The 15,208-nt window shown below is 65.9% G+C and carries 13 protein-coding genes; 1 reads left to right on the top strand and 12 read right to left on the bottom strand.

Features of this window, described 5'->3' with window-relative positions; genetic code table 11:
- Positions 1-8: 8 nt before the first annotated feature.
- From CI15_RS15145 to CI15_RS15120, 6 genes are all read right to left on the bottom strand, one after another.
- Complete coding sequence (locus CI15_RS15145; RefSeq protein ID WP_062129128.1) at positions 9-659, bottom strand: BON domain-containing protein; 651 nt, start codon at positions 657-659, stop codon at positions 9-11.
- Between the two features lie 63 nt (positions 660-722).
- The gene (locus CI15_RS15140) at positions 723-1,073 is read right to left on the bottom strand and encodes an Hsp20/alpha crystallin family protein (RefSeq protein WP_062129126.1); all 351 of its coding nucleotides are present in this window, start codon (positions 1,071-1,073) and stop codon (positions 723-725) included.
- Between the two features lie 101 nt (positions 1,074-1,174).
- Positions 1,175-1,450, bottom strand: a complete 276-nt coding sequence (locus CI15_RS15135) for a DUF1488 family protein (protein ID WP_062129359.1) — start codon at positions 1,448-1,450, stop codon at positions 1,175-1,177.
- A 173-nt stretch (positions 1,451-1,623) separates the two neighbouring features.
- Positions 1,624-2,478, bottom strand: a complete 855-nt coding sequence (locus CI15_RS15130; protein ID WP_062129124.1) for a potassium channel family protein — start codon at positions 2,476-2,478, stop codon at positions 1,624-1,626.
- Positions 2,479-2,662: 184 nt separating this feature from the next.
- Positions 2,663-3,913 (bottom strand): chromate efflux transporter, encoded by a 1,251-nt coding sequence (chrA, locus tag CI15_RS15125; RefSeq protein ID WP_062129122.1) that lies wholly within the window; start codon positions 3,911-3,913, stop codon positions 2,663-2,665.
- Between the two features lie 6 nt (positions 3,914-3,919).
- Positions 3,920-5,125, bottom strand: a complete 1,206-nt coding sequence (locus CI15_RS15120; protein WP_062129120.1) for a succinylglutamate desuccinylase/aspartoacylase family protein — start codon at positions 5,123-5,125, stop codon at positions 3,920-3,922.
- Between the two features lie 544 nt (positions 5,126-5,669).
- Between CI15_RS15120 and CI15_RS15115 the strand changes: the two genes are divergently transcribed.
- Positions 5,670-6,608: a helix-turn-helix domain-containing protein gene (locus tag CI15_RS15115; RefSeq protein WP_062129118.1), complete on the top strand. Its 939-nt coding sequence runs from the start codon at positions 5,670-5,672 to the stop codon at positions 6,606-6,608.
- Positions 6,609-6,656: 48 nt separating this feature from the next.
- On the opposite strand, the gene CI15_RS15110 is transcribed toward CI15_RS15115, so the two are convergent.
- From CI15_RS15110 to CI15_RS15085, 6 genes are read right to left on the bottom strand one after another with little or no spacing between them, the layout of a single operon-like run.
- A complete protein-coding gene (locus CI15_RS15110; protein WP_062129116.1) occupies positions 6,657-7,679 on the bottom strand; it encodes a phosphotransferase enzyme family protein in 1,023 nt (340 codons plus the stop codon).
- Positions 7,680-7,687: 8 nt separating this feature from the next.
- On the bottom strand, positions 7,688-8,971 hold the full coding sequence (locus tag CI15_RS15105) for an aspartate aminotransferase family protein (protein WP_062129115.1): 1,284 nt from the start codon (positions 8,969-8,971) through the stop codon (positions 7,688-7,690).
- Positions 8,964-10,199, bottom strand: a complete 1,236-nt coding sequence (locus tag CI15_RS15100) for an MFS transporter (protein ID WP_062129113.1) — start codon at positions 10,197-10,199, stop codon at positions 8,964-8,966. The genes CI15_RS15105 and CI15_RS15100 overlap by 8 nt, the downstream gene beginning before the upstream one ends.
- A gap of 26 nt (positions 10,200-10,225) precedes the next feature.
- Complete coding sequence (gene styD, locus CI15_RS15095; RefSeq protein ID WP_062129111.1) at positions 10,226-11,704, bottom strand: phenylacetaldehyde dehydrogenase StyD; 1,479 nt, start codon at positions 11,702-11,704, stop codon at positions 10,226-10,228.
- Positions 11,705-11,762: 58 nt separating this feature from the next.
- A complete protein-coding gene (locus CI15_RS15090) occupies positions 11,763-12,758 on the bottom strand; it encodes a WD40/YVTN/BNR-like repeat-containing protein (protein ID WP_062129109.1) in 996 nt (331 codons plus the stop codon).
- A gap of 33 nt (positions 12,759-12,791) precedes the next feature.
- The gene (locus CI15_RS15085; RefSeq protein ID WP_062129108.1) at positions 12,792-15,155 is read right to left on the bottom strand and encodes an efflux RND transporter permease subunit; all 2,364 of its coding nucleotides are present in this window, start codon (positions 15,153-15,155) and stop codon (positions 12,792-12,794) included.
- Positions 15,156-15,208 lie beyond the last annotated feature (53 nt).

Below are 15,208 nucleotides of genomic sequence, written 5' to 3'. Positions count from 1 at the left end.
GCGGCCCGTCATTCGACGACGAGATCGTCGACCACCGCGCATACGCCGGGCGTGCTCCACGCTACGCCGCGCGCGATCTTGCGTTCCGCGTAGGAGCCCACCTTGCCCGTCAGCGTCACGGTGCCGTCCTTCACGGCGATGCCGATGTGCCTGACTTCGCGCTCGGCGTGCCGCCGCATCGCCTCTTCGATGTGCTTGCCGATCTCGTTCGACGCGACCGTCGGGCGCACCTCGATCGCGTTGGTCAGCCCGCGTATGCCGCGCATCTGGCCGACGGCGCGCGCGGCGATATGGCGCTGGTAGGCCCAGTCGACCTCGCCCGTCAGCGTGACCCAGCCTTTTTCAACCTGGATCTTGACCGCATCGTGGGGCACGGCGACGCTCCAGTACAGAACCGCATGGACCGCGGCGGCCACGTCCTCGTCGCTGTGTTGATCCGGCTTCGGCAAGCGGACTTCCATGTCCACCACGACGGCCTTCACGCCGGCCACGCGCTGCGCAGCCTTTTCGGCGGCGAGTTTTTCGGCGAGGCTCGGCGGATGGCCGGACAGCGTGACCACGCCGTTCATCACCTCCACGCCGATATCGGTCGCGGTGACCGCCGGATCCCACTCGAACTCATCCTCGACTTCCTGCTTCAGTTGGCCGTCGGTTTTCATCACCTGTCTCCTCGCGGTGTCCATGCGACGGATCGTGCCGCGCCGTGCCCTGGTATCCGGGTATCACTCGACGCTCAGGCGCTTGCGATCGCCCGTCGACTTTTTCGGCAAGCTCAGCGACAGCACGCCGTCCTTGTATTCGGCTTTCGCGCTCGCCTCGTCGACTTCGGCGCCGAGCGCGAACGAGCGGCTGAACGTCCCCGAATAGCGCTCGCGGCGAATCACGCGCTCGCCTTCCTTTTCCTCCTTGTTGCGCTCGACCTTCGCGTTGATCGAAACGACGCGCCCGTCGATCTGCACGTCGATATCTTTCTTCTCGACGCCGGGCAGTTCGGCTTTCACCGAATAGGCGCCTTCGCTTTCCGTCACGTCGATCTTCATCGACGCAAGTTCGTTGTCCTGAGCCGGCAGCATCGAGCAATCGAACGAGCCGAGCTCGGCTCACCATGCCTTCAGCGTAGCCGGGCGTGAGGTCGCGTCGTTGATCCACGTCAAGCGCGTCCGCCGCACCGAACTCACGTGCAAAACCTGAAAAAGCCGCTGTGCAAGAGCACCGGTTTAGCGCCGACCTCGCCAAGCAGAAGCCGGGCGGCCTGTTCGATCTGAAAGCGATGCGCGAGGAACGCATTGACCAGATCGTCTTCCCGCAACGAGCGCGCGCCGAAATGATCTTCGAGCGCTTCGGCGGTGATCGCGCACTGCACGGGCCGATCGTCGACGAGCGCCGGAAACGCCAGCACCAGATCGCGGGCGCAGTATTCGGGCACGCAGGATGGAAAGGAAATAGGCATGGCGAACTCCCCTACGGGCATGAAGCGAAGCATCGGCGCCTGCCGGCTAGCGGACGCGCCGCGACGTCTCCAGCTTAGCCAGGTGAGTGATGGCGAACTTGACGTACGTCAAGGCGGCGTCCCACGTCGCCGGCTTGGAGTATCGTTTGCCGCGCGCTGATGGGCGGGCATGTTCATTGGCCCGCGCGCGTCGCGGAACCTGAGTTCGCGTCGCGGCGGTGCGAGGTGCCGTCGATCGACTGGCGCAACGCCTTCAGTTCGGCATGCATGCGCACGATCTCGTCGTTCAGATGCTTGATGTCCCGATGCATCTCGCGCCGCAACGCCCGCTCCTCCTTGCCGATGAACGCCGCGGCGATGCTCGCGAAGACGAGCGACAACATGCCGTAGCCGAGCAGCACGACGAATGCCGCGAACACGCGCGATGCGGGCGTCGTCGGCGCGATATCGCCATAGCCGACGGTCGCGCTGCTTTCGAACGCGAGCCACAGCCCTTCGGCATACGAATGGACGCGCGGTTCGAGCCAGTAGAAACCGCCGCCGGCCATCGCGAGCACGAGCGCGCCGGCGAGCAGCAGCCACATCAGACGGTTAGGTGCAACGAAGCCGCGCAGCGACAGCACGATGCGCAATGCCACGACACCCATGAACGACAATCGCAGCAGCCATTCGACGGGCGGCCAGGGCGGTGTGCCGAAGCCGATGCTGAAGGCCGCTCCGAAGGCGACGATCAGGTCGAGCCAGTTGTTCGCGAGCAGCGTCTTCGGCTGGCTGCTCAGATGGGCCAACCAGGTGAGCGACAAGCCGAAGCCGGCGAACATGCACAGATACAGTGTCCGCGACACGGTCAGCGCTGTCGGGGTGGGCACTGCCAGTTCGATGTAGAAGGCGGGAATCGCGAGGAAACTGAGCGCGCATAGCGCCCAGCGCAGATGGCGCCACGCGCGCACGGCCCGTGGGTTGTCGTTCGTGCCGATGCCGCCCAGCCCGTAGCCGGAAAGACCGTGGTCGATTAGCTTGTCTGTCATCGCGCGAATGGCTTGCGGCCTGTCGGGGTTCGCGCGATACCGTCCCGGTGCCGTCAACGCACGCTGGCCGCGCGATCATCCGTAGCAGCGTAACCGACACCCGGCTGAGCAGCTTGATGCAGATCAGTGCTTGCGAAAGACGTGACGCGGCTTGCCACCGGGCGCCGGCATCCGGGGATCGCTATCAGCCTGTCAGCCCCTGGTGCAGCAGCGCTTGCGCCACACCGGCCGCCACGCAGAATGCGACGACCGCAAGCGGCGGCACCTTCCAGCGCATCAACAGGAAAAAACCGATGCACGCGATGGCGAAATCCGCCGGCGACAGAACCGCACTCGTCCACACCGGCGAATAAAGCGCGGCAGCCAACAGCCCGACCACCGCGGCATTGACGCCGGCAAGCGCCGCCGCCATCGCCGCACGCGCGCGCAGCGCCTGCCACCACGGCAAGGCCGCGAGGACCAGCAGCAACCCCGGCAGAAAGATGCCCAGGGTCGCCAGCAGCGCGCCGCTCCAATGCCGGGGTGGCAAGGCCATCATCCAGCCGAGAAACGCCGCGAACGTGAACAGCGGTCCGGGCACGGCCTGGGCCGCGCCATAGCCGGCCAGGAAGTCGTTCGGCGCGACCCAGCCGGTCGCGACCGTTTCACGCTGCAACAACGGCAGCACCACGTGTCCGCCGCCGAACACGAGCGCACCGGAGCGATAGAACGCAGCGAATACGCGGATGCCTGGCGAGCCCTCGCTGGCCGCCCATAACGGCAACGCGAACAGCAGCGCGCAGAAGACCACCAGTGCGACTATGCCGAGCCTGCGCGACACCTGAAAGTCGCCGGGCCGTCGCGCAAGGGCACGGGGCGCTTGCGCCGGGGTCGTCCGGCATAGCGCGATACCGAGCAAGGCGCCCGCGACGATCACGATCAGTTGCGCGTAGACGGTGCTCAGCAAACTCAGCAGGACGAGCGACGCCAGGGCGATCGCCGCGCGGCGACGGTCCGGACAGAGACGCCGCGCCATCTCCCAGACGGCCTGCGCGACGACGGCCACCGCGACGAGTTTCAGGCCGTGAATCACGCCCGTGCCGGGCACGCCGCTCAGGTCCGGGGCAATCGCGGCAAAGGCCACCATCAAGAAGATCGACGGCAGCGTGAAGCCGCACGAGGCGGCCACGCCCCCAGCCCACCCTGCCCGCAACAGACCAATCGAGAATCCTGCCTGGCTGCTCGCCGGGCCCGGCAGAAATTGACACAGTCCAATCAGATCGGTGAAGGCTTCATCGTCGAGCCAGCGCCGGCGCTCGACGAACTCACGGCGGAAGTAGCCGAGGTGAGCGATCGGGCCGCCGAAGCTGGTCAGCCCGAGTTTCAGAAAGACGCAGAAAACTTCGATGGCGCGCGCGAGCAGAGAGCGGTGCGGCGGCGACAGGTCAGTATCCATGGCGGGTCACTCGGCGTAATCCTCCGGATTCTCCCGCCCCGCACTCTGATAAAGAATCATCACGAGAGGAATCCCAGGCTCCGCCGTCGCATCGGTACGGCGCCCGGTCACTTCGCCCGCAACCCCGCTCGTATATTCAGCCACCACCTCGCCAAACGTATTGCGCTGGACCGCCACTTTCTGCCCCGCCGTGACCTTGTCGTTCAGCTTGACCAGCAGTTCGACGAAGCCGCCATGCGTCGAGAGCACCGTGTGCCCGCTATTGCCGACGAAGATGCCCACGTCGCGCCCGGTGCGACCCATCGGGCCGGATATCACGCCATAGCGTTTCAGCACGTTCATCGTGCCTTCGACGAACAGCGGAATCATGGTGTGATCGAGCACGCGCGCGTCGCCCATTTCCGGTGTGATCGCCGGTATGCCGACGTTGATCAGCGCATTCGCGAGCAGCGTCGGATACGCGGGATTGTCGAAGATCTGCGCGATCGGAAACAGCTCCGCCATCGCGCGGGCTTCGGGCAATTCCATTCGAGCGAGGTTGAACGAGGTCAGGTCCATGCCGGTCGTGCCGGTGTGAAAGTCGAGCGCGTAGTCCGCGTTCGGCCGCAGCAACCGGTTGAACAGCAGTCCGGCGTGACGGCTCGGCGCGCTCGGGCCATTCTCGTTGCCCGGCCATTCGCGATTGATGTCGATGAGGTCGATGCCCCGCCCAGAATTCGGCCAGCGGCGCTCCATCGCCTCGAGGGCGGGACGCGAGACGTCGAGCACCGCGAGCACCGTGCCCGACATCCGGGCCGGATCGAGCTGGCTCACGACGGTCTGTATCGTGTGTATGGGGCTGATCTCATCGCCATGCACGCCGCTGATCAGGGCGACGCGCTTGCCCGGCTGCGCGCCGCGCACGACGATCACCGTCACGTACCAGTGCTGCCCCGTCGGCATCTGCACGCCCTGAAAATAGAACTTGTGCGTCGCGCCGCGCGGCAAGTCGTCGACGTCGAGCGCGCTGATCACCTTCTTGCCGTCGATCACGTCGCCGGTGTAGACCGTACCCCGCGCCATACCCGTTGCCGCGGCGGCGGCCGGGGCATTCGCGTTCTGCGCGTACGCGGTGCCAGCCTGCGTGACGAGCGCGGATGATGCGCCGACCAGTGCCATGGCCGTCTTCATGAAGTCGCGTCGATCGATACCATCTTTCGGTTCATTCTGCATGACGAGGGCTCCTTGTATGGTTCGCGCCGATTGCCTGCCCGGATTGCAGCGAATTCAGCCACGCTAACGCGAGTGCGAAAATAGCACGCGAGACACGATGTTCTACGCCGTTCACAAAGAATTGACCCCGGTGCGTGCAGGCGGAAACCGCGGCGCATAGCGCAGGTCCTGCGAGGGAGTGTGCCACTCACGAGTCGGATTTTCAGCGACGCTCCCGATCAGCGAGTCGGAACGTGAGCAGCGTCGACGCCCTGACGCAGCCAGCGATTTCCGGTTCACCAGATATAAGCGCCATTTATTCGGAACAGCATTTTCTATCGATTTGTCCGATCGGCTGAGTCGCCGTATCCTCGGTTCAAAAAGCACGACCTTCCGTCCGAATGTCGCCCGCAGAGGGCTGAAACCGGCAACCCAGGGCCATCCCGGGCTTGTCAGGAGACCGTCCTGCCTGCATTCTTCGCTACGAATTAACCGACCCATCGGTCGGTGATAGATAACCAGGGTCCCCATTCACCGATTGGCCCACGAATTGTCCGTAACCCGCATGCAGCTCGAGAATCACACCTTTACCGACGCCGGCGAACACGCCGCGCTGCTTTCCGGCTGGGAACAGCAGTATTTCCAGCTCGATTGCGGGCCCTTCCATGGTCGACTCCAGCAGGTCGGCGCGGACGGCATCCACGTGTTCTACGAATCGGTGAATCGCCGCATCGTGCAACAGGGCAGTACGCCGAGCGACATGCTCGTATTCGGCATCGTGCTCGACTCGAATTCGCCGGTCACCTTCGCGGACCGTTCCGTCACCACCGATTCGATCATCTGCGCACGCGCGAACCGCGAATTTTTCATGCATTTTCCGGGCGAAACCGCACTCCTCGGCCTCGGCGTGAAGCTGCCGTTGCTCGAGCGGCACCCGGAGCTGGCCGCGCGGCTCGAAAGCAGCATGTCCAACAAGAACCCGGTGATTCCGCTCGCCCCCGGTGCGCGCGAGCAGTTCATCGCGCTCTGGCGCTACGTGACCGACGAGGTGTTCGCGCTGAACGCGTTTGCGCAGTCGGACCTCGCACAACGCCGCGTCACCGCGCAGATTCTCGACATGCTCGATGCGCTGGTCGAGAGCGGCATCCGCGACGAAAGAGCCGATATCACGTGGATGTCGCATAGCGACGTGGTGGCGCGCGCGCACGAGATGATCCTCGCGCGTCCGCTGGAGCCCGTGACCGTGCAGGAGCTGTGCGAAGCGCTGCGGATCAGCCGGCGCACGGTGCAAACGAGCTTTCGCCTCGTGACCGGCAAATCGCCGGTCGAATATATGCGCGCGATCCGCCTGAACCACGTGCGCCAGATGCTGCGCACGGCGCCATCGGTCGATCTGACCGTGCGTGACGCCGCGCAACGGTGGGGCTTTTTTCACTCGGGACACTTCACGCAGGACTATCGCGAACTGTTCGACGCGATGCCGTCCGACAATCGCCCGCGATAACCCAACCTGTTCGACCGTGGAAAGCCGGGGCACGCCCCGGCTTTTCGCTTATCTGCCTCCCAGGTAGTCTTCGACAGCCGACGTCGCATAGTCGATCAGCACCGGCGTCAGCGTCTTCGCGGTCTCCGTATGCTTTCTTCTGTGCACCCAGCCCAGGTAGGTCGTGCTGCGCGCCGCCATGAACAGCGGCAATTGCCGCAACTGCTCGTCGGAAAGCGCTCGATGCACGCGATAGCCGGTCACGAAGGCCTGCCTGGCCGCATCGAAGTACGGCTCGCCGCGAATGAAGTACAACGACGTCGCCACGTCGAACAGGTGCCAGCCAAAGCCCGCATCGTCGAAATCGATCACGCGCACGCGCTCGCCGTCCACCAGCACGTTCTCCGGCACGAGATCGGCGTGGATCAGGCCGAACCGTTCGGCATCCTTGCCATAGGCGTTCAGGTCGGCCCAGATCGCCTCGCGCGCGCGCTCGAACAGACGCCGCTGCGACGCGTCCAGCTGCTCCAGCTCCCAGTAGCGGCCCCACAGCGGCTCGTCGCCCGCCAGCCCCTGTTCGCACCAGCTATGTCGCTGGAAGCCGTCGGGCGCGCGCCACGCGCTCGTATGGTTGTGCATGCGCGCCGCGATGCCGCCCAGCGTGTGGTAGCGCTGCGCGATGTCGCCCTCGCCGCCGTCGAGGCCCGATTCGAGCGCGCCGAGCTGCCGCCCGTCGACCCATTCGAGCACGTCGATCTGGCGGCCCGCGGGTAGCGCGTCGCTGTGCACGCGCTCGAACGGCCGCCCTTCGCGCGAGCTCACCACCTGCGGCACTTCGATGCCTGCGCCGGCGAGTGCGCGCATCCATTCGAATTCGGAGTGAAGCGCCGCGTCGTCGTGATAGCCGAGCCGGTGAATGCGCAGCACGGCACGGCGCCCGTCCCGCGTATCGACGCGAAACACGGCGTTCTCGCGGATCTTGATCGGCTCGAGCGTCGGGCGGTCGAGGTCCCAGAGCTCCAGCGCCTGCGAGGCGAGAGATTGCAGCGCGAACGCGTCCTCCGACGCGCGCGCGTCTTCTGTACGGGTCATGGCGGTCCTCAGAGGGAGCAGAGCACGGCGTCGAGCGTGTCGATCAGCTGATCGGCGTGAGCGGTCGAGAACGGCATCGGCGGACGGATCTTGAGGATGTTGTCGTGCACGCCGATCCGGCTGATCAGCACACCACGCTCGCGCATCGCATTGACGACGCGACGCGCCACGCCGCCGGCCGGTGTCTTCGCGACCCGGTCTTCGACCATCTCGACCGCGAAGAACAGACCGCTGCCGCGCACGTCGCCGATCGCCGCATGCTTGTCGGCGAGTCCGCGCAGCATGTCGAGCACGTAGCGGCCCACGGTCTGCGCATTGCCTTGCAGCCCTTCGTCGGCGATCACGTCGAGCACGGCCATGCCCGCCGCGCATGAAACGGGGTTGCCCGCGAACGTGTTGAAGTACATCGGATTGCGCTCGGCGAAGTCTTCCATCAGCTCGCGGCGCGCCACCACGCCGGCGAGCGGATGGCCGTTGCCCATCGGCTTGCCCATCGTGACGATGTCGGGCGTCACGCCGAGCTTCTGGTGACCCCAGAAATGCGAGCCGAAACGCGCGAAGCCGCCCTGCACTTCGTCCGAGATATAGACGCCGCCCGCGCGACGCACCTTCTCCACGGCGCGCGCGAGGTAACCCGCGGGCACGTCCGGCAAACCCTCGCACGACAGCCCCGAGCACATCAGCAGGCCGGCGACGCGCACGCCGTCGGCTTCGAAGGCGTCGATCGCCTTCTGCACTTCGTCGGCGTAGCGCGTCGCCAGTTCGTCCTCGCTCATGTCGCCGCGTTCGCGATACGGGTCGATGACCGGAATCGTGCGGACGTAGCGCCCCCGCTGCTCGGCCGTCGACAGAAACGAGCTGACCTGCACGACCGCCGCCGTGTTGCCGTGATACGAATGCGCGGTGCAGATGATGCCCATGTTGCCGGTGCATTCGCGCGCGATGCGCAACGCGAGTTCGTTCGCCTCGCTGCCGGTGCAGCAGAACATCACCATCGGCAGCGACGCGTCGAAGGTCGACACGAGCCGCTCGCCATACGCAACGATGTTCTCGTGCAGATACCGCGTGCTCGTGTTCAGCTGCGAAGCCTGCCGCGCGATCGCGTCGCTGATGCGCGGATGGCAGTGCCCGACATGCGGCACATTGTTGTACGCGTCGAGATAGCGCCTGCCTTCGGCGTCGTACAGCCAGACGCCCTCGCCGCGCACCAGATGCAACGGCTCGTCGTAGAACAGCGGCGCGCGTTTGCCGAGTACGCGGTAGCGGCGTTGCAGCAGATCCTGATCAGGCATGAGGCGTCTCCGTGAGTGGAGCGGCGTTGGCGTTCGCGCTGGCCTCGCGCAGCATGGACGCATGACGGCGCACCGGAAAATAGATGAGGAACCAGCTCGCGACGAACAGCGCGACGCCGGAACCGATGACGGTCGAATAGGTGCCCGACGTCATGACGAAGGCCGCGAACGCGGGGCCGGCCGCGAGGCCGATCATCTGCATCGCGGTCGCCGCGAGGACCATCCGCCCGCGCCGGTCGAACACGGCCATCGCCGACAGCAAGGCCGGCTGGGCCACGTTCCAGAAAAAGTTGTAGATGCACACGACGAGCGCGAAGATCGCGAACGTCGTGTGCGCGGTCAGCAGAAGCAGGCACAACGAACCGCCGAGCACGCTCGCCGTGAGCGCGCGCGAGCGGCCGATGCGCGCGCCGCACGCACCGAACGCCCATGCGCCGAGCACGCCCATGAACTGCGACAGCGTCAGCGCGTTGGCGACCTGCTGCTCGTCGAGGCCGTCGTTGGTGCCGATCAGGAACAGATACGCCCACACGATGCCCTGCGCGACGAAGTACAGCAGCATCGCCAGTAACGCGGACGCCTTCGCGGGCGTGGGCAGTTCGATCGCATTCGCGTCGGAATGCGGCGCGCTCTCGCCGCCGCGCGGCAAAAAGCGCACGAACGGCAGCACCAGCAACGGAAACGCGGCGAAGAAAAACAGCAGCAGCCGGATGCCGCCGAGCGCGAACGCGCTCGGCACGAGCCACAACCCCAGCGCGCCATAGATCATCACCCACATGATCAGGTAGCCGAAGTTGCGGTCCGGATTCGCGGTCAGCCCGACCGCCGCGAAGCTCAGCGAGATCAGGCCGCCCGCGCCGATGCCGACGAGGAATCGCAACACCAGAAAGACGTCATGCGCGGGCGTGAACGCGGAAGCCGCGTTGCCGGCCGCCATCAGCAGGATCGACAGCACGCTCACCGTGCGCCAGTTCACGCGTTTCGCGACAAGCGGCAGCAGGATCGAGCTGAGGGCAATGCCCCACACCTCGATCGACGCCGCGTAGCCCGCCGCCACCGCGTCGAAGCCGAGATACTTGACGAAGCCCTCGACGACCGCCGGCTGGACGATGAACACCTCCGGCCCGACCACGCCCGCGAGTATCGCTACCCACAGGCGCGCCCGGGAACTCGAATCCGTCTGTTCGCGCATGCCGCTGTCCTGCAGTTCGACTGTTGACGTATCCATGGTGCATTGACCCTTGAGTGTAGGCTTCAGTAGGCGAAGCAGACCGATTTCGTCTCGGTGTACGCATCGATGATCGCGCGCCCGTGCTCGCGACCGACGCCCGACGACTTGAAGCCGCCGAACGGCAAAGCCGGATCGACCATGTTGTGCGAATTGACCCACACCGTGCCGGCCTCCATGCGATCGACCACGCGCAGCGCCTTGTCGAGCTGGTTGGTCCAGACGCTCGCGCCCAGGCCGTACTCGCTCGAATTCGCGGCGCTGATCGCTTCCTCCAGATCGTCGTAAGGCATCGCGACCAGCACCGGGCCGAACACTTCCTCGTTGACGAGCGAAAGCGGCCGGCGCGCTTCGTTGGCGACCACGGTCGGGCGCACGAAATAGCCGGCGCCGTCGTGCGCCGCGCCACCCGCGAGGATTTCACCGCCCTGCGCGCGGCCCTCCGCGATCATGCCGACGACCTTGTCGCGATGACGCGACGACACGAGCGGACCCATCTGCGTCTTCTCGTCGAAACCGGAACCGAGCACGAGGCTGTTGGCGACCTGCGCGATGCCTTCGACGATCTGCCCGTACATCTTGCGCGGCACATAGAGGCGCGAGCCCGCCGTGCACACCTGGCCGTGATTGAAGAAGATCGCGCCCGCCGCGCCTTCGATCGCCTTGCGCGGATCGCAGTCGTCGAGCACGATCACCGGGCTCTTGCCGCCCAGTTCGAGCGACACGCGGCGGATATCACGGCCGCATTGCGCGCCGATCAGACGGCCCACTTCGGTCGAGCCGGTGAACGTCACCTTGTCGACGTCGGGATGGCGCACCAGCGCCGCGCCCGCGGTTTCGCCGCGGCCGGTGACGACGTTCAGCACGCCCGCCGGGAAGCCGGCTTCGAGCGCGAGCTCGGCGAGGCGGATCGCGGTCAGCGGCGTTTCCTCGGCGGGCTTGAGCACCACGGTGCAGCCGCAGGCGAGCGCCGGCGCGATCTTCCAGACCGCCATCAGCAACGGGAAATTCCACGGCACGATCGCGGCGACCACGCCGGCCGGCACGCGCTGCGTCGACGCGCGATACTGCACGCCCGGCGGAAAGCTCAGCGACAGATCGACCGTGCTGCCCTCGATCTTGGTCGCCCAGCCGGCCATATAGCGCAACCACTGCGCGCTGCCGCCCACTTCGAGCATGCGCGAGAAGCCGAGCAGCTTGCCCTGGTTCAGGGTTTCGAGCGCGGCGAGTTCGTCGCCATGCTGCTCGACCAGATCGGCGAGCTTGAGCAGCAGACGTTCACGCGCGGCCGGCGGCATGCGGCGCCATTCGTTCGATTCGAACGCGCTCTTCGCGACGGCGACGGCGGCCGCGACGTCCTCGGCGTCGCCGTCGGGCACCTGCGCGATTTCACGGCCGGTGGCCGGGTCATAGACCGCGAAGGTCTTGCCGCTGCGCGCGGCGGTGGCATGGCCACCCACGATCATCTGGGTGTGGAGGTTCGCAAGCAATGCGTCGATATTCATGTCTGCTCCTGATTGATCTCGTTGATCCGGTTGATCGGGTTAGTCTGGTTGATCTGGTTTAGCGGGCGATCACGCCGTCTTTCGAAAACAGCACGGGCGAGCCGTCGTTGCTCAATACCAGCGCGGTCAGCGCGTCGCGGCCCGGCAATTGCTTCGCCACGAATTCGCGCGCGCCCGGCTGTCTTACCGTCACGGAGCCATCTAGTGCCACGGCGGCCACGCCGTGCGCGTTCGCGACGAGATCGGTGATCGAACCGCTGGCGCCGGACGCCACCGGCTGCCACGTCGCGCCGTTGTCGCTGCTCGCGAACAGATTGCCGCGCAGTCCGCCCACGTAGATCGTCCGATCGGACGCCACCACGCCGCTCCACAGCGTGCCCTTGTAGCCCGTGTGCAGCGCCTGCCAGCTCGCGCCGTCATCGTTGGAGCGGTAGACGGTGCCCTGCTCGGCCGCGATATAGACGTCCTTGCCCTGGCCCGCGAACACCGAGAACAGATTCAGTCCGCTTTTGGCGTCGCCTCCGCCCGCGCTCTGGCCAAGCGGTTGGGTCTTCCAGGTGGCGCCGCCGTCGTCGGTCGTGACGAGCAGCGACCACAGGCCCACGGCCCAGCCGTGACGCTCGTCGCGGAACGCGATCGAGAACAGCGGCTGGTCGACACTGGTATCGGAGCGTTGCACGCGCCAGTTCTCGCCGCCGTCGTCGGTGCGCAGCACGACGCCCCAGTGCCCGGCCGCCCAGCCGTGCTGCGCATCGGCGAAGGCGACCGAGGTCAGCGTCGCATTGGCCGGCACGTCGTGCGCCTGGCGGAAATGCGCGCCGTTGTCGTCCGACAGCAGAATCACGCCCCGTTCGCCGACCGCGACGATGCGGCTGCCGGCGAGCGTCGCGCCGAGCATCATCGAGCGCTCCGCGCCGTCGCGATGTTTCGCGGCCGTGAGCGCGACCTTGGTGTCGGGCGCGGCGCCCGCGAGCGCGTCGTGTGCGCAGCAAAGCGCTGCCAGCACGGCGAGCGCTGCCGCGCAGGCGCTCTTCAGGCTCTTTGTCTTTTGCATGATGCGTTGTCCTTAGGTAGTCCCGATGGCGCGCTAGTGAGTGAAGAAGCTCGAGCTCTTGACCGCCGAGCGGCGCGGAAAGAGCCGCGTGAGCCAGACCGCGAGCGCGGGCAGCGCCGTCATCGCCATCACGAGATTGACGATGAACATGAACGCGAGCAGCTTGCCCATGTCCGCCTGGAACTTCAGCGCCGAGAAGCTCCATGTCGCCACACCCACCGCGAGCGTGATCGCCGTGAAGATCGTCGCCACGCCGACTTCGAGAATCGCCTGCTCGACCGCCTTCACGATCGGCATGTCATGCGAGAGATGCTCCTGCAGGCGGTTGTAGATATAGAACGCGTAGTCGACGCCGATGCCGACCGCGAGCACCATCACCGGCAGCGTTGCGACCGTCAGGCCGATCTGCAGTTGCTTCATGAACCAGTAGCCGATGAAGGTCGCCACGGTCAGCGGCAGGCAGCACGCGATCACCGCACGGAAGTCGCGATACGCGAGCAGCACGAGCACGATGATCGCCGCGTACACGTAGAGCATCATCGGCAGTTCGCTGCGCGCCACTTCGTCGTTGGTCGCGGCCAGCACGCCCGCGTTGCCGGCGGCGAGGCGGATCGTCACGCCGTCCAGATGGTTCTCCGTGCGATAGGTCTTCACCGCGTCGATCACACGATTGATCGTCGAGGCCTTGTGATCCGACAGGAACAGATGCACCGCGCTCATGCGGCAATCCTTCGTCATGTAGCCGTGCACGCGGTTGATCTCCGCGCTCAGTGCCGCATAGTTGGTCGGATCGATCGGCACGACGAACATCTTCGGATTGCCTTCGTTGTAGCCCTCGTTGTAGGTGCGCAGCATCTGCGGATACGAGCTGACCGAGACGACGCCCGGCACGCGACTCACCGACCCGACGAAGTCGTCCTCGAACAGGCCGAGGCGCGGATCGGTGCAATCGCCCGAATTCGGCGCTTCGAACACGACCGTGAGCCAGTCGAGGCCGACGTCGTAGCTGCTGGAGATCGCCACCGCGTCTTCGTTGAAGCGCGAATCGGCGCGCAACTCGGGCGCCCCCGGCTGCAACGTGCCGACCACGCGATCGCGGCTTTGCCACACCGCCATGCCGAATACCAGCGCCGTCACCGCCAGCGTGATCGCCGCGTTGCGCGGTTCGGCGAGGCGCGCAAGCAGCCTCAGCCAGTGAGCGCGCCGCTTGCGCGCGGCGAGCGCGCGGTCCGCGTATTCCTTCGTGAAATGCAGGCACGATGCGACGACCGGCAGCATCACGAGGTTCGTCACGATCTTGTAGCCGACGCCGAGCGATGCCGTGATCGCGAGCTCGCGCACCATCGGAATCGGAATCAGCAGCAGCGTCACGAACGACACCAGCGCGGTGACGAGCGCGAGCGTGCCCGGAATCAGCAGGCCGCTGAAGCTGTGGCGCGCGGCCTCCATCGGCGTGCGTCCGTGCGACAGTTCGCGCACGATGAAGTTGATCTGCTGGATGCCGTGCGACACGCCGATTGCGAACACCAGAAACGGCACCAGCACCGCGAGCGGATCGAGCCCGAAACCGAGGATGCGCAGCGTGCCGAACTGCCAGACGAGCGAGGTGAGCGAGCACACGATCGGCAGGATCGTGAAGCGCAGCGAGCGGCTATACCAGTAGACGGCGCCGGCCGTCAGCACCAGCGCGAGCGCGCAGAACACCAGCACGCCGGATGCGCCATCGGCGATGTCGCCGATCTGCTTGGCAAAGCCGATGATCTGCACCTGAAAGTCACCGTTTTCATACGGCTGGCGCAGCTTCTGTTCGAGCAGATGGTTAAAGGCCACATAGTCGAGCGCGTTGCCGTTCGCATCGCGCTCGTTCAGCTCGGCCGTGACCATCGCGCTCGTCTGGTCGCGCGAGACGAGCACGCCGACGTAGCCGCCCGCCGAGGTCGACTGGCGAATCGAGTCGATCTTCTCCGGCGTCAGACTCTCCGGCGTGATCGTGCCGTCGATCAGCGGGTCCGCGCGAAAACCGTCTTCGGTGATTTCGTTGACGAAGGAATTAGGCGTCCAGAGCGACTGCACGCCGCCGCGATCGACATCCGGCAAATAACCGACGGCCTGCGTGATCTGGTAGAGGCGCGTCAGGCCCTCGCGTGTCCAGATCGTGCCCTTGCGCGCCTTCAGCACGACCGTGACCCGGTTCGCGCCGAGCAGATCGTTGCCGTATTGCCGGAACGTTTTCACGTATTCGTGCTGGGTTGGAATCTGCTTGTCGAATCCCGCGTCCATGCGCAATTGCAATGCGAATACGGCCATCACGACCGTAAAGACGGCGATCACACCCAAGGTGATCGCGCGATGCCCGAACAGGAACGCCTCGAGCTTGCTTACCAGACGATTCAACACATTGCGCCCCTCAAAGTCTGCTGCTGATCCACGGTGCGCGCCCGGGACGGGCG

Source organism: Paraburkholderia monticola, assembly GCF_001580545.1.
Lineage (GTDB): Bacteria > Pseudomonadota > Gammaproteobacteria > Burkholderiales > Burkholderiaceae > Paraburkholderia > Paraburkholderia monticola.
The sequence above is the reverse complement of the archived record's forward strand: the minus strand, read 5'-3'. Positions and strand labels throughout refer to the sequence as shown.